This is a genomic window from Nonomuraea sp. NPDC051298, from assembly GCF_055586305.1.
Genome location: NZ_JBVJIM010000033.1, coordinates 18,500 through 34,867, shown reverse-complemented (window position 1 = coordinate 34,867; position 16,368 = coordinate 18,500). Strand labels below are relative to the sequence as shown.

Annotated in this window: 36 protein-coding genes; 35 read left to right on the top strand and 1 reads right to left on the bottom strand. The window is 66.9% G+C overall.

The genetic code is table 11. The annotated features are described in order from the left end of the window. The first annotated feature begins 56 nt into the window (after positions 1 to 56). From ACZ6S0_RS47630 to ACZ6S0_RS47555, 16 genes are all read left to right on the top strand, one after another. Positions 57 to 1,103, top strand: a complete 1,047-nt coding sequence (locus tag ACZ6S0_RS47630; RefSeq protein ID WP_465926783.1) for a hypothetical protein — start codon at positions 57 to 59, stop codon at positions 1,101 to 1,103. Next, positions 1,100 to 1,690: a P-loop NTPase family protein gene (locus ACZ6S0_RS47625; protein ID WP_465926782.1), complete on the top strand. Its 591-nt coding sequence runs from the start codon at positions 1,100 to 1,102 to the stop codon at positions 1,688 to 1,690. The genes ACZ6S0_RS47630 and ACZ6S0_RS47625 overlap by 4 nt, the downstream gene beginning before the upstream one ends. Then, positions 1,687 to 3,030, top strand: a complete 1,344-nt coding sequence (locus ACZ6S0_RS47620) for a replicative DNA helicase (protein WP_465926780.1) — start codon at positions 1,687 to 1,689, stop codon at positions 3,028 to 3,030. Before ACZ6S0_RS47625 ends, ACZ6S0_RS47620 begins: the two co-directional genes overlap by 4 nt. A 30-nt stretch (positions 3,031 to 3,060) precedes the next feature. After that, complete coding sequence (locus tag ACZ6S0_RS47615) at positions 3,061 to 3,396, top strand: CHC2 zinc finger domain-containing protein (protein WP_465926778.1); 336 nt, start codon at positions 3,061 to 3,063, stop codon at positions 3,394 to 3,396. Then, a complete protein-coding gene (locus ACZ6S0_RS47610; protein WP_465926776.1) occupies positions 3,393 to 3,656 on the top strand; it encodes a hypothetical protein in 264 nt (87 codons plus the stop codon). Before ACZ6S0_RS47615 ends, ACZ6S0_RS47610 begins: the two co-directional genes overlap by 4 nt. 82 nt (positions 3,657 to 3,738) lie before the next feature. Continuing rightward, positions 3,739 to 4,749, top strand: a complete 1,011-nt coding sequence (locus tag ACZ6S0_RS47605) for a DNA-methyltransferase (RefSeq protein WP_465926774.1) — start codon at positions 3,739 to 3,741, stop codon at positions 4,747 to 4,749. Further along, complete coding sequence (locus ACZ6S0_RS47600; RefSeq protein ID WP_465926772.1) at positions 4,746 to 4,958, top strand: hypothetical protein; 213 nt, start codon at positions 4,746 to 4,748, stop codon at positions 4,956 to 4,958. The genes ACZ6S0_RS47605 and ACZ6S0_RS47600 overlap by 4 nt, the downstream gene beginning before the upstream one ends. Beyond that, positions 4,951 to 5,238, top strand: a complete 288-nt coding sequence (locus tag ACZ6S0_RS47595) for a hypothetical protein (RefSeq protein WP_465926770.1) — start codon at positions 4,951 to 4,953, stop codon at positions 5,236 to 5,238. Before ACZ6S0_RS47600 ends, ACZ6S0_RS47595 begins: the two co-directional genes overlap by 8 nt. Beyond that, the gene (locus ACZ6S0_RS47590; RefSeq protein WP_465926768.1) at positions 5,231 to 5,629 is read left to right on the top strand and encodes a hypothetical protein; all 399 of its coding nucleotides are present in this window, start codon (positions 5,231 to 5,233) and stop codon (positions 5,627 to 5,629) included. Before ACZ6S0_RS47595 ends, ACZ6S0_RS47590 begins: the two co-directional genes overlap by 8 nt. Further along, positions 5,626 to 5,904 (top strand): hypothetical protein, encoded by a 279-nt coding sequence (locus tag ACZ6S0_RS47585; RefSeq protein WP_465926766.1) that lies wholly within the window; start codon positions 5,626 to 5,628, stop codon positions 5,902 to 5,904. The genes ACZ6S0_RS47590 and ACZ6S0_RS47585 overlap by 4 nt, the downstream gene beginning before the upstream one ends. Then, positions 5,894 to 6,175, top strand: a complete 282-nt coding sequence (locus tag ACZ6S0_RS47580; protein WP_465926764.1) for a DUF397 domain-containing protein — start codon at positions 5,894 to 5,896, stop codon at positions 6,173 to 6,175. The genes ACZ6S0_RS47585 and ACZ6S0_RS47580 overlap by 11 nt, the downstream gene beginning before the upstream one ends. Positions 6,176 to 6,307: 132 nt before the next feature. Continuing rightward, positions 6,308 to 6,715: a hypothetical protein gene (locus ACZ6S0_RS47575; RefSeq protein ID WP_465926762.1), complete on the top strand. Its 408-nt coding sequence runs from the start codon at positions 6,308 to 6,310 to the stop codon at positions 6,713 to 6,715. A 1-nt stretch (position 6,716) separates the two neighbouring features. After that, complete coding sequence (locus tag ACZ6S0_RS47570; protein ID WP_465926760.1) at positions 6,717 to 7,571, top strand: HNH endonuclease; 855 nt, start codon at positions 6,717 to 6,719, stop codon at positions 7,569 to 7,571. Continuing rightward, entirely contained in the window at positions 7,568 to 8,221 is a 654-nt protein-coding gene (locus ACZ6S0_RS47565) for a hypothetical protein (RefSeq protein WP_465926758.1), read from the top strand. Before ACZ6S0_RS47570 ends, ACZ6S0_RS47565 begins: the two co-directional genes overlap by 4 nt. Beyond that, on the top strand, positions 8,218 to 8,814 hold the full coding sequence (locus ACZ6S0_RS47560; protein WP_465926756.1) for a hypothetical protein: 597 nt from the start codon (positions 8,218 to 8,220) through the stop codon (positions 8,812 to 8,814). The genes ACZ6S0_RS47565 and ACZ6S0_RS47560 overlap by 4 nt, the downstream gene beginning before the upstream one ends. Beyond that, positions 8,811 to 9,233: a hypothetical protein gene (locus ACZ6S0_RS47555; RefSeq protein ID WP_465926754.1), complete on the top strand. Its 423-nt coding sequence runs from the start codon at positions 8,811 to 8,813 to the stop codon at positions 9,231 to 9,233. The genes ACZ6S0_RS47560 and ACZ6S0_RS47555 overlap by 4 nt, the downstream gene beginning before the upstream one ends. A gap of 4 nt (positions 9,234 to 9,237) precedes the next feature. Here ACZ6S0_RS47555 and ACZ6S0_RS47550 read toward each other — a convergent pair whose 3' ends face one another. Beyond that, a complete protein-coding gene (locus tag ACZ6S0_RS47550; RefSeq protein WP_465926752.1) occupies positions 9,238 to 9,510 on the bottom strand; it encodes a hypothetical protein in 273 nt (90 codons plus the stop codon). A 155-nt stretch (positions 9,511 to 9,665) separates the two neighbouring features. On the opposite strand from ACZ6S0_RS47550, the gene ACZ6S0_RS47545 reads away from it, so the two are divergent. The 19 genes from ACZ6S0_RS47545 to ACZ6S0_RS47455 all read left to right on the top strand — a co-directional run bounded on the left by ACZ6S0_RS47545 (position 9,666) and on the right by ACZ6S0_RS47455 (position 16,364). Then, entirely contained in the window at positions 9,666 to 10,064 is a 399-nt protein-coding gene (locus tag ACZ6S0_RS47545; protein ID WP_465926750.1) for a hypothetical protein, read from the top strand. 75 nt (positions 10,065 to 10,139) lie between these two features. Beyond that, positions 10,140 to 10,361 carry a hypothetical protein gene (locus tag ACZ6S0_RS47540; RefSeq protein ID WP_465926749.1) on the top strand — a complete coding sequence of 74 codons (222 nt, stop codon included), beginning with the start codon at positions 10,140 to 10,142 and terminating at the stop codon, positions 10,359 to 10,361. 55 nt (positions 10,362 to 10,416) lie between these two features. Then, positions 10,417 to 10,707, top strand: coding sequence for a hypothetical protein (locus ACZ6S0_RS47535; RefSeq protein WP_465926747.1), 291 nt, complete (start codon positions 10,417 to 10,419; stop codon positions 10,705 to 10,707). A 45-nt stretch (positions 10,708 to 10,752) separates the two neighbouring features. After that, complete coding sequence (locus tag ACZ6S0_RS47530) at positions 10,753 to 11,034, top strand: hypothetical protein (RefSeq protein WP_465926745.1); 282 nt, start codon at positions 10,753 to 10,755, stop codon at positions 11,032 to 11,034. A gap of 22 nt (positions 11,035 to 11,056) precedes the next feature. Beyond that, on the top strand, positions 11,057 to 11,281 hold the full coding sequence (locus ACZ6S0_RS47525; protein WP_465926742.1) for a hypothetical protein: 225 nt from the start codon (positions 11,057 to 11,059) through the stop codon (positions 11,279 to 11,281). Between the two features lie 73 nt (positions 11,282 to 11,354). Next, positions 11,355 to 11,549, top strand: coding sequence for a hypothetical protein (locus ACZ6S0_RS47520; protein ID WP_465926740.1), 195 nt, complete (start codon positions 11,355 to 11,357; stop codon positions 11,547 to 11,549). Between the two features lie 62 nt (positions 11,550 to 11,611). Further along, positions 11,612 to 12,112, top strand: coding sequence for a hypothetical protein (locus tag ACZ6S0_RS47515; protein ID WP_465926738.1), 501 nt, complete (start codon positions 11,612 to 11,614; stop codon positions 12,110 to 12,112). Between the two features lie 274 nt (positions 12,113 to 12,386). After that, positions 12,387 to 12,845, top strand: coding sequence for a hypothetical protein (locus ACZ6S0_RS47510; RefSeq protein WP_465926736.1), 459 nt, complete (start codon positions 12,387 to 12,389; stop codon positions 12,843 to 12,845). Positions 12,846 to 12,917: 72 nt separating this feature from the next. Further along, the gene (locus tag ACZ6S0_RS47505; RefSeq protein WP_465926734.1) at positions 12,918 to 13,277 is read left to right on the top strand and encodes a hypothetical protein; all 360 of its coding nucleotides are present in this window, start codon (positions 12,918 to 12,920) and stop codon (positions 13,275 to 13,277) included. Positions 13,278 to 13,280: 3 nt separating this feature from the next. Next, positions 13,281 to 13,433, top strand: a complete 153-nt coding sequence (locus ACZ6S0_RS47500; RefSeq protein WP_465926732.1) for a hypothetical protein — start codon at positions 13,281 to 13,283, stop codon at positions 13,431 to 13,433. Positions 13,434 to 13,436: 3 nt separating this feature from the next. Further along, on the top strand, positions 13,437 to 13,886 hold the full coding sequence (locus ACZ6S0_RS47495; RefSeq protein WP_465926730.1) for a DUF6283 family protein: 450 nt from the start codon (positions 13,437 to 13,439) through the stop codon (positions 13,884 to 13,886). A gap of 71 nt (positions 13,887 to 13,957) precedes the next feature. Further along, positions 13,958 to 14,191, top strand: coding sequence for a hypothetical protein (locus ACZ6S0_RS47490; protein WP_465926728.1), 234 nt, complete (start codon positions 13,958 to 13,960; stop codon positions 14,189 to 14,191). Positions 14,192 to 14,294: 103 nt separating this feature from the next. Further along, positions 14,295 to 14,579, top strand: coding sequence for a hypothetical protein (locus ACZ6S0_RS47485; protein ID WP_465926726.1), 285 nt, complete (start codon positions 14,295 to 14,297; stop codon positions 14,577 to 14,579). Continuing rightward, the gene (locus ACZ6S0_RS47480) at positions 14,572 to 14,811 is read left to right on the top strand and encodes a hypothetical protein (RefSeq protein ID WP_465926724.1); all 240 of its coding nucleotides are present in this window, start codon (positions 14,572 to 14,574) and stop codon (positions 14,809 to 14,811) included. The genes ACZ6S0_RS47485 and ACZ6S0_RS47480 overlap by 8 nt, the downstream gene beginning before the upstream one ends. Beyond that, entirely contained in the window at positions 14,804 to 15,085 is a 282-nt protein-coding gene (locus ACZ6S0_RS47475) for a MazG-like family protein (protein WP_465926722.1), read from the top strand. Before ACZ6S0_RS47480 ends, ACZ6S0_RS47475 begins: the two co-directional genes overlap by 8 nt. Beyond that, positions 15,078 to 15,497 carry a DUF4326 domain-containing protein gene (locus tag ACZ6S0_RS47470; protein WP_465926720.1) on the top strand — a complete coding sequence of 140 codons (420 nt, stop codon included), beginning with the start codon at positions 15,078 to 15,080 and terminating at the stop codon, positions 15,495 to 15,497. Before ACZ6S0_RS47475 ends, ACZ6S0_RS47470 begins: the two co-directional genes overlap by 8 nt. Continuing rightward, positions 15,490 to 15,729, top strand: a complete 240-nt coding sequence (locus tag ACZ6S0_RS47465; protein ID WP_465926719.1) for a hypothetical protein — start codon at positions 15,490 to 15,492, stop codon at positions 15,727 to 15,729. The genes ACZ6S0_RS47470 and ACZ6S0_RS47465 overlap by 8 nt, the downstream gene beginning before the upstream one ends. Next, entirely contained in the window at positions 15,722 to 16,123 is a 402-nt protein-coding gene (locus tag ACZ6S0_RS47460; RefSeq protein ID WP_465926717.1) for a hypothetical protein, read from the top strand. Before ACZ6S0_RS47465 ends, ACZ6S0_RS47460 begins: the two co-directional genes overlap by 8 nt. Continuing rightward, positions 16,110 to 16,364, top strand: coding sequence for a hypothetical protein (locus ACZ6S0_RS47455; protein WP_465926715.1), 255 nt, complete (start codon positions 16,110 to 16,112; stop codon positions 16,362 to 16,364). The genes ACZ6S0_RS47460 and ACZ6S0_RS47455 overlap by 14 nt, the downstream gene beginning before the upstream one ends. Positions 16,365 to 16,368: the final 4 nt, after the last annotated feature.

Here is a 16,368-nt window from a genome sequence, read left to right as displayed (position 1 = left end):
AAGACAGGTCCCGCTCTGGACCTGACCAAGAACTACTCACCACCTGGAGCACGTACGTGGCACGAGACGAGGCGCGCATCTTCGCGGCGGTGTGGAAGGACGAGCACTTCCTTGCGCTGCCGCCCACCGCGCAGCGCCTCTACTTCTTCCTGCTCTCCCAGTCAGACCTGTCGTACTGCGGTCTTCTGGCGCTCAGGGAGCGCAAATGGGCGCGGACTGCGGCCGGCCTGACGGACGCCGACATCATGGCGGACCTGAAGGTTCTGTCGACGGCCGAACCCAAGCCATTCGTGGTCGTCGACGAGGAGACGGAGGAAGTTTTCGTCCGATCCCTGATCCGCAGGGACGGGATCTGGAAGCAGCCCAACCTGCTAAAGGCGGCACGTGAGGCGGCCAGGCTCATCGAGTCACCGGCAATCCGATCTGCCCTGGTGGAGGAGCTGAAGCGGATCCCGATCGAGACAACTGACTCGTGGTGGGCGCGAAGGGTTTTGCGGGACTTCCTCGAAGACTTCGGGGAAGAGCCCTGGTTCCCTTGCGAAGACCCTACGGACAAGGGTCAGGGAAAGGGTTCCCGGAAGGGTTCGGGGAAGGGGCCCGCTGACCCTTCCCAGGGGAAAGGGGTAAGGGGTAAGGGGAAGAACTCTCCCTCCGTAACCCCTACAGGTTCAAGCTCTTCCTCTTCGGGCAAGCCCGACGAGGCGCACGGCGAAGAGGACCAAGGCGGCGAGGACGAGTCGACCCGCGAAGACGTCGAGCGGATTTGTGTCCACCTCGCCGACCGCGTTGAGGCCAACGGCTCCAAGCGCCCCAGCATCAACAAGGGCTGGCGCGACGCAGCCCGGCTGCTCATAGACCAGGACGGCCGCACTGAGCGGCAAGTCCACAACATGATCGATTGGTGCCAGGCGGACGAGTGGTGGCGTTCGCGCGTCATGGCCATGCCCAAACTGCGCAAGGTCTACGACTCCATGCGCCTGCAAGCTCTTGACCAGCACGAAAAGAAGAAACCTAGCGCTGGCTCCAGTTTCGCGCCGGAAACGGGCGCCCGAGCCCACACGCCTTCCGCCGAAGAACTCGAACAAACGGAGATCGACATATGAGTGACGGAGAGCCGTACGACTATGACGCTGCCCGCCGGGCCGCGAGCGAACTGTGGCTGCGTGAGCAGATCCAGGAGCGGCTTGAGCGCTTCTATGCCCAGCGCCCGCCCGTGTTCGACAAGCCAGGCGAACTGCACGGGGACATCGCCGACTGGGCGAAGCGGTTTCTCGCAGGCGAGAGCGCCGGCCTGATCCTGGTCGGGAACGTGGGCGTCGGCAAGTCCTGGTCCCTGTGGAAGCTCAAGGAGACGTTGATCAAGGCCGGGTGGCTGCGACCTGTTGAGATCCGGGCCGCACACGAGCTGAAGAGGATCACGGCGCCGCCTGTGGACGAGAACGAACTCGAGTTGCTGAACCAGGCCAGCCTGATGGCGCTCGACGACATCGGCTCGATCCGCGTCTCGGACTGGGACGCCGACAACCTGATGGCGCTGGTCGACGACAGGTGGAAGCACCAGCGGCCCACCGTCATCACCTCGAACAACCCGAAGCTGCGGGACCTGCTAGGCGAGCGGGTCGCCTCCCGTCTCGCAGACGGGGCGACGGTGATCAAGATGACCGGCACGGACCTGCGGAGGGCGCCGTGACCATCAGCGAAGACTTCAAGCTCGAGGGCTGGGAACCGAACGCGGGTGTCGTCGCCTCCGAGATGGCTGTCGTCGGTGCCGCCATTCAGTCCCGGCAGGCGTTCGACGAGGCGATTGAGCTGGTCGCCGCGGACGATTTCTTCAGCATCGCCGGCATCGTGTTCGCCGCGGCTTGCAAGGCCGTAGCGAATGAGCGTCCTTTGGACCCGGCCGCCATCTTGAACGAGCTCGGCACGTCGAGCGATCTCGAGCGGGTTGGCGGCGGCGCGTACCTCGCGACGCTGATGGAGCATGCCGCTCCCGTCCCGTCGGTGGCCTGGCATGCGCGCAAAGTTGCCAACGACGGCCGGCGGCGGCGCATCCATCTGGCGCTCTCCAAGGCTCGCAGCGTCACTGAGAGCCAGGCGTGGGATCCCGAGGCGGACATAGACCTGATCCGCAAGCTGATCGATGAGGCCGCTGTCGAGCGGAACGCCTATCAGGAAGTCGACCTGGTCGATGCGGTCAACGAGTTGCTTGATGAACTGGAGAACCCGCCGCCCATTGTCGGCGTGACGCCTCCGTATCTGGACTTGGAGCGGGAGTTGATTCCGGCGTTCAAGCCGGGTCAGCTCGTGGTGGTGGCGGCACGTCCTTCGGTGGGCAAGACGCTCGTGGCCGCGGACATCGCCCGGACGGCGGCGCTGCGGGATGGTCGGCGGACGGTGCTGTTCACGCTGGAGATGTCGAAGAAAGAGATCCTCGCCCGCATGTTCGCGGCGGAAGCGACGGTCCTCTACAGCAAGATCGTGGACCGGAAGGTGACCTCTGAGGACCTGGAGAAGATCAGCAAGGCGTCGTGGCGGGTCACTTCATCGCCGCTGATCATCGAGGACTCACCGCACTGCACCGTCGAACACATCCGGTCCAGGCTCCGCACCCTGCTGCGGAGCGGACCCATCGACATGCTCATCATCGACTACCTGCAACTCCTCGACCCCTCACCGAAGATCGAGATTCGCGAGCAGCAGGTCGCCGCTCAGAGCCGCGCCCTCAAGCAGATGGCGCGCGAATTCGGCATGCCGGTCGTCGTCCTGGCCCAACTCCACCGCGGAGCAGCCCAAAAGAACGACTCCCCGCCCCGGATGAGCGAGATCCGCGAAAGCGGCGCCGTCGAGCAGGACGCCGACATCGTCATCCTCCTGCACCGACCCGACTTCTACGAACCCGAATCCCCGCGAGCAGGCGAAGTCGACCTCATCGTCGACAAGAACCGTGGCGGCCGGCGCGGGATCGTCACCCTCGCCCACCAGCTCCACTACAGCCGCTTCGCAGATCTGGCCCGACCCTCCCGCTACTGACCGCCCCTCAAACCCTCGAGAGGAACCGGCATGAACAACGACGAGTGGGCAACGACTCCGTTCCCGCAGTACACGGCCACGCAGGAAGCCGAGATCCTCCGCCACTCCCCGGTGGCGGATGTCGTCGGGGAACACACCCCCATCGCCCAGCAGCAGGACGGCACCCACGCTGGCGCCTGCCCCTTCTGCCCCTCGGGCACGCTCCAGGTCATGCCAGGGTCCGGCCGCTGGAACTGCTTCGAATGCCTCGAGACAGGCGACGTGATGATTTTCGTCAACAAGCACCTCGGACTGTGGCGTGCCGATGCGTTCAAGTTCCTCGCCGACCGCGCCGGTCTCGACTTCGCGGGGGAGGCTGACGAATGAGCGCCACCGCCGACCTGTTCAAGCGCCGCGAGGACCACTTTCGTGTGGTCGTCGTCCCGAACCGGTGGGGCGGGTACGACGTCGCCCTCGTCATCGACGGCGGCTACGCCAACCCTGCGGATGCCCGCCACAACGCTGACGACTTCAAACGGCAGATCGAGGCCGCGCTCGCCGCTGACGGCATGCCGTACGGGGTCCCGCTCAACCCGGAGACCGGCCGTCCCCAGCTTGTGGACGCAGCGGTGGAGGAGATCGCGTGACCCGGCTCCCCGTTCCTCCTCTCCCCGTTCCGGGGGAGGAGCCGATACCGGACCTCTCCCGGCCCGATCTTGAGGAGCAGCCGTGACAGGACGAGCGATCGTGTTACGCGGAGACGCCCGGGCGCTGCCGCTGCCTGACGAGAGCGTGGATCTGATCGTGACGTCGCCGCCGTATTGGAAGCTTCGCGACTACCGCGACGGGGACGAGAGCCTCGCCGGTCAGATCGGCAATGAGGCCACGCCGTGGGGTTACCTCGGGTCTCTGTGGGAGTGCACCGCCGAATGGGTTCGGGTGTTGAAGCCGGGCGGGTCGCTGTTCGTCAACCTGGGCGACAAATACGCGAACCGGACCCGTGGGGCGTGGCGGGGCTCGTCGGACGGGCTGACGTGGCGGGGCGACTCCCCGCGGTACGTCAGGCCGAAGGACCTGCCGGAGAAGTCCCTGATCGGGCTGCCATGGCGGTACGCGGTCGGCTGCATCGACCAACTCGGCCTGATCCTGCGACGTGACCTGATCTGGGAGAAGCCGACGCCGCTGCCCGAAAGCGTGACGGACCGGTGCACGTCCAGCCACGAGTACTGGTTCCACTTCACCCGGCAGCAGCGGTACTTCTCGTCGATCGACGAGATCCGGGAGCAGCACGCTGCGCCGCGGCGAGCCGCAGGAGTGACGGCTTTCGGGGCGCGCAACGCGAACATCATCCGTACCGGTACGGGCGACTACGAGGGCCCGAACCTGCTGGGGAAGGTCCCGGGAAGCGTGTGGACCGTCGCCGCGCAGCCGTTGCACGCGCCGGCGCATCTGGCGATCGAGCATCACGCGGCGTTCCCGATGGAGTGGCCTCGCCGCCTGATCCAAGGCTGGTGTCCGCCTGACGGGGTGGTGCTCGACCCGTTCGGCGGGACAGGGACCACCGCGCTCGCGGCCGCAACGCTGGGGCGAACCGGCCTGTCCCTTGACCGCTCCGCGGGCTACAGCCGGCTGGCCGCCTGGCGCACCACCGACCCGGGAGAGCGAGCCCGTGCGCTGGGCTTGCCCAAACCGCCTCCCGAGAACCCCGACCAGGAGCGCTTGTTTGAGGAGATCGCGTGACCGAACAGATCACCGACGTGGACGACTTCGAGGTGGTCGCCGAACAGGACACCCTCGTCATCGCCTGCCCCGACCTGCCGTGCGAGGTGCGGCAGACGGTGGCGGACGGCTGGCACTCGACGGTCGGCGAAATTATCCGCGCAGCCCGAGAACACCAGCACCGATACCTAACCAGAACCGAGATCAGCGAGGAGAACCGCAATGACTGAAACCACGACGACCGCGACCGTCATCGACCTCGACAAGCCGTACCTGGGCTGGTTCGACCAGTACCAGGAGGGCTGGCAGACCGTCGTCGTCTACCTGAAGGACGGGCACCGGAAGGCGTACCGGCTCGGAGACGCGCTTAGGTTCGAGCGGGCCACGGAGATGTGCCAGGTGCTGTCCGAGGTGACCGGACTGCCGGTCGCCGGTGAGCTGAGCAAGCGGGAGTTCGCACTGCCCGCCTCGGCGAACGCCTGCGACCCGGAGCGGGGCGACCATGCCTGACACCACCGAGAAGACCGTCGCCGACGAGCTACGCGAAGCTGCCCGCCACATTCGCGAGAACGCCCGAGGAGCCGCTGCTGGTCCGTGGAAGGCCGCCCCCGTCTGGTCGCCCGACTCCGCCTCGACTAGCGCCGTTTACTCCCACGCCTACCCGACCGGAACCGTGGAGTCCGAGGTGGTCGCCTCTGGTCAGAAGCGTTACCGCAAGGGTGGGCTGCGGAATCCGTGCAACGCGCAGTGGATCGCCCTGATGAACCCCGACCTGGCGGAGCCTCTCGCCTCCTGGCTGGAGCACGAGGCGCACATGTGGGAGAAGCGCGGCAACAGCGCGGATGGTCACACGTTCCACGCGCTGGCTGTGGCTCGGGTCTTGAACGGAACCGCCTCATGAGCCGCCTGGACGACTGGGCCGCCCGCTTGACCGGGTTCGGCATCTACGCCGACACCCCTGCCACAACGCCCGCCCCCGCCGCGGTCGTGGTGGAGGTCGGCCACCAGACTCCAGGTCCGATGCACACCACGTACGCCGACACCGCCGCTGCGGTGGAGGCCGAAGAGGGCGCGGTCGTGGACCGTCTGGCCGACCTCACCGAAGGGCTGTCTCCGTTGGAGGCATGCCAGCGCTTGTTCACCCCGACCGTCGAGGAGGCGCCGTATGTGGCGTAGGAGCAGCTTCTGCAACGGTGCCGCCACATGCGTCGAGGTGGCCTCACTCCCTGACGGCTGGGTGGCGGTTCGGGATGCGAAAGAGCAGGACGGGCCGGTGCTCATCTTCAGCGAAGCCGAATGGCTGGCCTTCACTGCGGGGGTTCGGGCTGGAGAGTTCGATCCGGCGGCCCTCATCGCGGAGGCGGGGGACGGCTCGCACGGGGATGGCACCAAGCGGGCCTCAAGGGCGCCCCTCGCGGACGTAAAGGTCGTCTCGGTCTCCGAGTAGCGGGCGGGCTCCGAGAGGCGCTGAGAGTCGATCCTGAGGGCTCTCAGCACTCCGAGACCAGAACTGGTGATCGTTTGTCTACAGGGATCGGCTACATGCCGATCCCTGATCGAGGAAGGAATCGAACGAACCATGAGCTACTTCACCGCCAACCTCACCCCGACCGAAGAGCGCCTCCGTGCCGCCAACCCCGTGCGGGTGCTGGTGCGGGAGTTCAACGGCGACCGCCCGGAGATTGTCTGCCTGTGCGGCTCCACCCGGTTCCGCGACGACTTCACCCGCGTCAACCGGGAACTCACCCTCACCGGCGCGATCGTCGTAGCGCCTGGAGTGTTCGCCCACTCAGGGGACGCGCTCACCGATGACGACAAGGTCCGTCTGGACGAACTGCACTGGCGGAAGATCGACCTGTCGGACCGCGTGGTCATCGTGAGTGACAAGAGTGGCTACTACGGCGAGTCCACGCGGGGCGAGATCGCTTACGCGCGGTCACTCGGAAAGCCGGTCAAATTTCTGGTTCCTGCGAGCGAGGAGATCTGAAATGCCCATGCCGCCGTTCTTCACTCCGGAGCAGGCCGCCGAGGTCGTGGCCGAGTATCGGGCTGGAAGCTCGTCCACGAAGCTCGCACAGAAGTGGGGCTGCCACCCGCAGACGGTTCTGAACGTTCTGGCTCGACATGGTGTAGACGCCCGAAGCGAGTCACAGCGAAACAGCGCAAAGTTTCGCGAGTGGACGCCCGAAGAACTCGCAGACATCAAGCAGATGTGGGAATCAGGAGCCGCGCGTACGGCCATCGCGCGCAAACACGGCTGCGGAATCGAAACGATCAGTCGGGTGCTCTCAGTGCAGCTCGGGTTCGACGGGACTGTCAGTCGGTTCAGAAGCCGAGAGACGCATCCGAGCTGGCGTGGAGGTCGCAGCGTCACAAGCAGTGGATACATCACGATCCGCGTCTCAAGGGATCACAGGTTCGCCGAAATGGCCGGCGACGATAGTGCTATACCAGAGCACCGTTTGGTCATGGCCGAACAATTAGGGCGTTCGCTAGCCCAGTGGGAGACGGTTCACCACATCAATGGAGTGAAGACCGACAACCGCCCCGAAAACCTGCAACTGCGTTCGGGTCGACACGGGAAGGGTGTTGTGCTTCAGTGTCGCGGCTGCGGGTCGCATGACATCGAGGCGGTGCCGCTGGCTGACGATAGGGACCACGACGGGGCGAACGTCGGCGGCTACATCGGCGAAAGCACCCGCCGCGAGATCGAGTACGCCACCAAGCAGGGCAAGCCGATCTCCTACCTCGAACCGATCGCTGCCGAGCAGCAGGAGCGACTCGTCTGTAAGTGCCCTGCTGGATGCGGGTGCGACCACAAGTCCGGGGAGGCGTCCGGATGAGCGACGCGGTTCGCTATCACTTCACGCTGGCCGACCTGGACCGGATCGCGCGCATCGCCGTGCGAATGGCGTGGCCGCGCGCCATGGACCACCAGGACCGCTACGAGGCGGCATGGTCGGCGATCGCTGAACGCCTCTACGCCGACGGCGACGTCCCGTCCGAACGCGACCTGAAGACGGTCGGGTGCAACGCCGTCAACCGGCTGGCTCGGGACCGGGGGCGGCACTGGGGCGTGGACCGGCGTAACCCCGACGCCGGTTTCGAGGGGGCGGCTCGTTTCCTGCGGTTCTGGGAGTTGTTCCGCAGGGCCTCCGGCTCGCCTGAGGACGGCGTGGTGGAGCGTCTCGCCTTCCACCAGATCTGGCCCCGCCTGTCCGACACCCACCGCCTGGTGCTGACCGCGATGGCCGTCCACGCGGACAACGTGGCCGCTGCCGAAGCGGTGGGCAAGGCGTACAGCACGTTCAACACCCATCTGAAGAACGCCCGCCGCGAGTTCCTCGCGCTCTGGCATGAGGGCGAGGCACCTTCGCGGATCTGGGGCAAAGCCGACCGGCGCCGGTCGGATCGGCGTACCGCAGCCCAGGTCTTCCACGAGCGGACGTTGCAGCGCAAGCGGCGGGCAGCCAAGCGGGAGGCGGCGGCATGACCACCGAGCAGACCTTGTTCGACCTCGACGACCTGGCTGCGAAACCGGGCGAGGAGTACACGCCGAAGAGCTTGCGCGAGCTGCTGTTCACGGGGCTGATCCTGAGCCTTGAGGACGCCATCGAACGCGAGCATCCCGCCTTCGACGAGCGGGAGTACATGTTCAACCCGGACGGCTCCTCGCGCCGCGGCACCCCGTATTGGCAGGCGCATCACCGCATGTCGGGCATGCAGTCAGTCCTGTACATGGTGCGCAACAAACTCGCCACCCACGAGGAATACCTGATCGCCGACCGCGAGCGGATCAACGCCTCGTGGAGTGAGCGGGAGATCGAGTGCGCCCGCCACCAGGATGTGTGCCCCCGCTGTACCGAGGGTAGCCAGCAGGCGTGGAGTAACCAGCGCGAGGTCGAACGGGCCGAGCGCGTCGCCATCTCGCTCCGAGGCGGCATCGGCGAAGTCAAGTACGCCATCGCCGTAGCGGCCGAGGCGCAGCAAGAACTGTCCGGGGCCCAGATCAGCAAGGCGCTGGACAAGGTCATCAAGGCGGCCATGCGTAAGGCCACTGACCAGCCCGGGGAGGCATCCCGGTGAGCAGTGTCTACCGCGTTCTCTGCCTCACCCATGACCCCGCCATCACGACCGGGGCCGAGTACGACCGCCCCGAAACCGCCGCCGCCGCGATCGCCGCGGGCCTCGATGGTCACCCGGACTGTGACCTGCTGATCGGCCGCTACTCGTACCCGCTGATCGAGGTCGGCTGCCCGCCCACCACCGGCCCCGAACGGGCAAGCCGGCACCGCTGTTACCCGCACGCCGTCACGGAGTGGGCCGACGTGGCATGGCTGCGAATCCTCGCCGCTGTCCACCAGTCCGGCACCGACAACATGCGCACGCTGGCCGGCGAGCCCCGGCTCGCCCACTGGTCGTGGGAGCGGCTGCGGCGACTACGAGGCGAGCTGGGCGTCGAAGCGAACGAGCCGGCCGACCAGCCCGGGGAGATGTCCTGGTGAAGGGCTACTCGGAGTCGCCAGCGGGCTGCTGGGCTTCGCGGCCAACGGTCGGCGCGCGCAGCCGCTCAACGCCTTCGGCGCGAGCGATGCGGCGGAATAGCTCGTCGGTGAGCCCGGTGAGGTTCGCGAGGTCGCGAACGGTGGCTCCAGCCTTGAGTTCGCGAGCGGCTAGGTCCTTCACCTCGGGCAGCAGGTTCTTGACCGTCTCGTTGGCGCGCTTGAAGCGGCCGAAGAGGTGGGCTGCGTCGTCGGGTGGGGTGTAGTCGCTCTTGGTCATGGGTTCATGTTCGCACAGGTGTTGGCCATCAGGAAGGCCAAGGAGTTGGCCTAAGAAGAGGATGTATGAGGCCATCGTGTTGGCCTATTGACTGGCCAACACGTTGGCCTATACGTTGGAGTTATCAGCAAGGGACGCCGCCCAGGGAGAACGAGATGACCACCACGATCGCGACCAGCGAGACGATGACCGCCCGCGAGATCGCCAAGGCCATCCGAGTCGGCACCCGCACCCGCAAGTTCGACATGCACGACCGAGACGGCTACTACGTCACCGGCCAGGCCGGCACTCCGCGGTACGCCAAGGTGCTGTGCTCGCTGATGCGCTCAGACGTCAGCGACGTCACGTTCCGGATCCGCCTGGTGGCCACCGCCTTGCACAAGAGCATCAGCACCGGACGGATGCACCCGGTCTCGTCCACCCGCATCCAGGCGTACACCCCTTACCAGCTCTGCAAGCTCGTGGCGCGTATCTCCAGCGAATATCCCGAGGACGTTGTCACGATCGCTGGCGTCTGTGACGGCTGGCTGGCGGAGAACCACGCCGATCTGTAGCAGACCTCAGTGCCCTGCGAGGGCCTCACACCCTCCCCGACCGATCTTGAAGACCCTCCCCCAGGAGACCCGCTCATGGCCACCGAGACACGCACCGAGTACGCCGTCCAGTCCACCCAGCTCCGTCACGGCAAGCACAAGGTCGTCGTCGAGACCGCGCCGGGCCACGAGACCGACCGCGCCTGGAACGAGCAGCGCGCCGAGCAGGTGCGGGCGTGGCAGGCCGACGTCGGCATCGCGCCGGACGCCGTCCTGGTCTCCCGCACCGTGGCCGTCAGCGAGTGGTACGCGATCTGACCCGCCACTCTCCCTGACATGCACACCGCCCCCAGACGTAGGAGACCCGATGCTCATGACCGCCAAGAAGCGGCTCGGGCGCGAGCAGCCCAAAACGGCCCGAATGTGGCAGGCGCGAGCAGTCCACCTGCTGAACCAGGCGATCACCCAAATCCGCTCTGGCGAGGACGCTATCCCGACCGTAGGCGCGGCCATGGCAGCCCTGCGGATCGAGATCGGCGAGCTGCCCGCCGAGGAGTTGGACTTCCTCTTCCCGGACCCGCGCTGGAACCCCTGCATCTGCCCGCCCGACCTACTGGCGCGGGGCGGGTTCCTTGGCGGGTGCCGCGTTCACTCCTCCGCGTGATCCCTCTCCCTGACGTTCACACCCGCCCTCGACGTAGGAGACCCGATGAGGACCACGCTCTCGCCCGAACGTCTCGCAGCCCTCGCCGCCGAAGGGAAAGCGGTGGCAGCGAAGAGCCGCTTCGTGGACCCGTGCGCCGCCGCCAAGTCGAAGAAGCTCCTGCGCGAGCGCGGCGAGGAGTGGGCCGCGAGCGTACTCATGCGCGACCTCTCCCGCCGCTCCCTCCTCGGCGTCTGGCCGTGGCTGGAAGACGGCGAGATGGAGACGCTCATCCTCGCTGACAAGGCCGAGTGGGAGCAGATCACCCGAGCGTTCGAGAGCGCCTGACCACCTGACTGGAGAAAGCACGATGAGCACCTACGAGGCGCAGAAGCCCATCCACCGCGTCCGCTGTGACGCGAAGGACGACGGCGTGGAGTGCGGCACCGAGTTCGAGCCACCAGGCGACTGGTACGGCCGTGCTGGCCACCTTGCTCGCCAGGCCGCGGCCGACGCCGGCTGGGACGTCCCGCCGTCGCGCGGGAAGGGTTCCCGCTCCCCGTTCGACTTCTGCCCCAAGCACACGCGCCGCTGACCCTCCCGCTCCCTGGTGTCTCTTCCACCGGGGAGCGACAACCCCCACAACCCTCGACGACCAAGGAGCCACAATGCGCGAGCAGGACCTCCCCACCTTCGAGCAGATGCGCCGGACTGTTCACCGCCTCCTGGGCGACGCGCAGGACGAGCTGCGCTCCGACTGGGGACCGGGCGCCGGCCCCACCGACGAGCAGGCAGACGCAGCCGCAGAGGCACGCCGGCACATCGCGGCGGCGAAGACGGCGCTGGACCGCGCCGCCCGCTGACCTTCCGGAGTCCCTTCCGGGACTCCTCCCCAACCGCAACCCTTCGACGACAAGGACATGACATGGGCTCATCCCCAAGCGCCTTCCTCGCATACGGCTACGACCTCGGGGGCAGCGACGAATGGAAGATCCGCGAGACCGACGAGTACGGCGGCATCGACGCGAGCAACGTCAGCACGCTCGCCTGGTACGACGACGGCGACGAGGCGGACGGCTTCATCGAGCAGGCCGAGCGCCGCCTGCTCGCCGTCATCGCCGGGTTCACCGAGGAGTGGGGCGACAACCAGGACGGCGGCTACTTCGACCGGGAGAAGGCGGCGAAGGCGCGGGTCGGCGTCACGTTCGACACCTACAGCTACGGCGAATACCCGATGCATGTCCTCGCAGCCAAGGTGATCGAAGTCGGTGATGACCAGGCACTTATGGTCAACCCTCAGGAGTTGACCCCGGATCTCGGCGAAGTCCTGAGGTGGAACAACGCGCTCAACGCGGCGCTGGAAGCACTTGGGATCACGCCCGAGCAGGAGAACCCGTCCTGGCTCCTCTGCGCCTACTACAGCTAGTCGCCGTGTGGCCCGGTCCCTACCGGGCCGCCCCACCTACCCCTTGAACGGAGAACCGAGATGCGAGAGCAGGACCTCCCCGCGTTCGAGCAGATGCGCCGCAACGCCCACCGACTCCTGGGCTCCCGGTACCGAACCCACCGACAAACAGGCGGACGCCCTTCACGAGGCGCGCCAACACATCGCCAAGGCGAAGGCTGCGCTGGACCGCGCCGCACGCTGACCGCACACACCCCCGCTTCCCCGCCCCTACCTGAACGGGAGAACCCGACCGATGAGCGACGAGACGCACCAGGGCTGCCGAGTGTGCAGCCGCACAGACGTTGGTCTGAAGGCGGACAGGACGTTGCGCATGCACGTCCACGCCGCACGCAAGGGCAGTTCGTTTCTCGCCCCGACCAGCGCCCGCTGTCACGGCGCGGGCTACCCGCCGAAGGGCGTCCTCGGCAAGTACGCCGCCGCGACGATCGAGGTCTTGCGTCCCGAGTTCCCGGACCTGGAGAAGCCTCACATTGCCCAGGTGATCGGCGAGGCGATCCAGCAGCAGCGAATCACCCCGAGTTCCTCGTTCGAGTGCCTGCTTGACGAGCAAGGCAATTGGCGTCTCAAGCCGGACATGATCGCGGGCGGCGGTGCGTGGGTGAGGTTGGCGTGCTACCGGTTCAACGAACGCGACGAGGACCGTGCTCGTGTCGAGCGGATCAACTTGGCGCTCGGCGAGGTCCGCCGCTGACCCTCCAGCCCTGTCTTCCCGGTACGGCCGGGACAGGGCGCTACCAAGACCCCAACGATCAAGGAAGGTGCTATGCCGAGCAAGCGCGAACGACAGATCTGCAACATCCTGGTCTTCCGAGAGGGCCTAGGTCAGACGTGGGCAGTCCCTGAAGGCATCGGCGTGTGTGCTCTCGTGATCCCCTCGATGCTGGAAGGTAACCCGCTGGCACGCCTGGAGGGCGTCAGCGACAACACGCTGTTGTCGATGAGCTGCGCAGGGCTGATCACCTTGGAGTGGCTGGACGCCCAAGTGCCCGCCTACCGCTGTGCCAAGAACGACAAGGCGTTAGGGGCGTACAAGGTCGGCCTCACCGACGAGGGACGCAGCTACGGGCAGGCGTACGGGAAGCGTCCGAGCCGCAAGGCGGACTCCACCTCCAGGGAGGGCTGACCGATGGCCAAGCCGAAGTGCGGTACCACCTCCACGATCTGCGGCATCGCTGTGGCATGTGATCGCGACCTTGATGAGCGGCAGCATCACGGCGGCCTTCATCGAGACTCCGACAAGGACCTGACCTGGTCGCAAGCCACCTCCGAGGAGGACTGAGTGATGCCCGACAAGCCCGAGGTGATCGGCGTCCACGATGGCGGTGACGGAGAGTGGGGCGTCATTGCCCTTCTGGGCGGCGGCAGAGCGCACCAGACCCACCCGTGCCCATCCTGCCCGTGGCGTCGGGACGCACCCACCGGCGCGTTCCCCGCTGAGGTGTTTCGCCACTCGGCGAGGACCGCCTACGACTTGGCCACCGAGAAGTTCGGCTGCCACATGTCCGGCCGCGACCGGCCCAAGACGTGCGCTGGGTTCCTGCTGCGTGGCGCGTCCGACAACCTGGCCGTCCGAATGAGCGTCGCCGACTACTCCGGCGTGCACACCACCGTCGATCTTTACGACGACTACCGGGACATGGCCGTCGCCAACGGCGTGGACCCTGACGATCCCGCACTGCGCCCATGTCGCGGGGACCGTCCTGTCGAGTACCTGCCCCATGAGGAGGACTGACCGGGATGCCTGTCCTCATGCCTCGCGAGCCTCGCCCTCGCCGCCTCTCCCGCGCTGCTGTGGAGCAGGCCGTGCGAGAGACAAAGACCAGGGCGGCGATCCATATCGTCGGGGACACGCGCAAACTCGACGACGGACGCCACCAGGTAGTGGTGGTCTTCTTCGGCAAGTTCGACGACCCGCGCGCTGAGTCGCCTGCCGCCGCCTCGCTGATCGCGGTGTTGGAGGTGGACGGCTGGATCGTCACCCACGATCCCGGACGGTTCGCCTCCCGTCTTGTCGTGACCGAACCCGAGAAGGGCTGACCGGATGAGCGAGTGCACCTGCTTCGCCCCCGAGGACGCTGAGCCTGAAGACCACGACCTCGACTGCCCCGAACACCCGACAGGCGAAGAGGAGGTCTGAACAGTGACCCTCGACGACTTCACCGAGGACATCCTTCGCCGCTCCCAGTGGGCGCTCGACCACAACGACGGCCACCCGAACCCCGCGTGGTCCACCGGGGAGCAACTCGCCGTGGCGTGGGTTCTCAAAGACAAGGCCCACCTGGAAGCCATGGGTTACACGCCCTCCCAGGCTGCCCAGCGCCTGCTCGACAGCATGGCGGAACCACCCGCCGCGTTCGGCGCATGGATCGAATCCCTTCGCGGCAGGCTCGCTTCCCAGACCGAGGAAGGCAGCACCAATGGCTGAGATCAATATCCCGCAGGGCCCGATCCACTCCCCGCCCTTCGAGGCGATCCGGAAGAAACCGCTAGAGCCCGCCCAGCCCGTCAACGAGACGGCTCTACGCGCGGCCCTCGCCGGCGTCGAACTGGGCGCCCACGATGAGGCGATCCTGGAGTGGCTGTCCAGCTACGAGCCCACCACCGTGGCCACCGTTTGCTCGTGGCTGCACCGGGTTCGGGAGGCGAACCGTGGCTGACACTCAAGAGACGTGGGCGACGATCGCCGAACTGGCGGCGTGGCTGGACCGCAATAACGGGCGCGACGACCACGAGGTGACGCTCCGCATCATGAAGATCGGCGAAGAGCTGGGAGAGTCCATCCAAGCCCGCATCGGTGTGGTCGGTCAGAACCCGCGCAAGGGCACCTCCCACACAGTGGGCGACGTCGCCGACGATCCGCACGCAGTGTTCGAGGCGAAACTCGGCAGGATCAGCGACCGAGTTGCAGTCTTGGAGGGCCGCCGTGGCTGACACCCGAGAGCCCCAGCGCATCCAGAGGAAGCGGCAGCGCGGGTGGACGATGCCTGAGGGTGCGGTGTACGTAGGACGCCCGACTCGCTTCGGCAACCACATCCGCATCGCCGTGCGGAAGTTCGACGACGAGCGGCACCCGATGTGGCACGTCACCGGCAGCCCGCGCTACCTGGACGGCCCGGCGTTCAACCTGTTAGAGACTGCCCGCGCGGAAGCCACACGGCAGTTCGAGGCCGACCTGCTGAGGTGGGGCGACATCGACTATCCGTCCGTGGAAGAGATCCGCCGCGACCTCGCCGGCAAGGATCTCGCCTGCTGGTGCCCACTCCCAGAGCCGGGAGAGACCGACTGGTGCCACGCACGCGTTCTCCTGTCCATCGCCAACGGAGAGGTGGCTGAGCATGCCTGAGACGACGTGGTACGCATGGTGCTTCTCCCACGGAAGGCTCCACTACTTCACCCCGTCCAGAGAGTTCCCGGACGGTGCCTGGTGCACGGCCCTGTGGGTGCGACTCAACGGCGCTGACGAGTTCGAGGCGCTTGAGGACCGGAATGCCCGCTTCGGGGACGCCTGCTTCGAGCACGAGCTGCCGTGGGAGAAGCGCGTGGCCCTGCACGAGGTGAGGCATCCCAATGCCTGAGATCCCCGAGGAAGCCGTACAAGCCGCCGCCGAGGCGATCGGCAGGGAGTACGCGAGCCTCCGCGAGTGGGACCTTGAAGCGTTCGCCCGCGCCGCTCTGGAGGCTGCTGCTCCTGTCCTCGCCGCCCACGCCCGAGCAGACGAACGCCGCAAGACCGCCGAAGAGATCCTCGCGCGCCTCCGCCGCCTCGCCGCTGGCCGCCGCGAGTACGCAAAGAGCGCACCCGACGACATGCGGCACCTGCTGCTGTGTGAGGCCGATGTGCTGGACGCAGCAGTGAAGGTGGCGGACGGGAACGACCTCGCCATGATGGGGCTCATCCCGTCCTGGTGGTGGAGCGACGACAAAGAGGAGGCCGCCCGCCAGATAGGAGAGGCCCGTGACTCCCGCTGACGTGATCGAGGAGGCTCTCCGCCTGTTCGGTGTCGAAGAACCCGGGGACGGAGCCACAGCCGTTCTCGGGCTCCTCGAAGAGCGGGGCATGTTCGTGGTCTCCTCCGAAGAGGTCCTTACCGCCCTGACCGTGAGCCCCCTTTTTGCGTGGGAGTGGGCGGCCGTCGCGGACAGCCGAGACACGCTGCGCCGGCGAGCAGAAGCAGCACTAGCCGAGAGGAACGAGACCACCGATGCCTAACCTG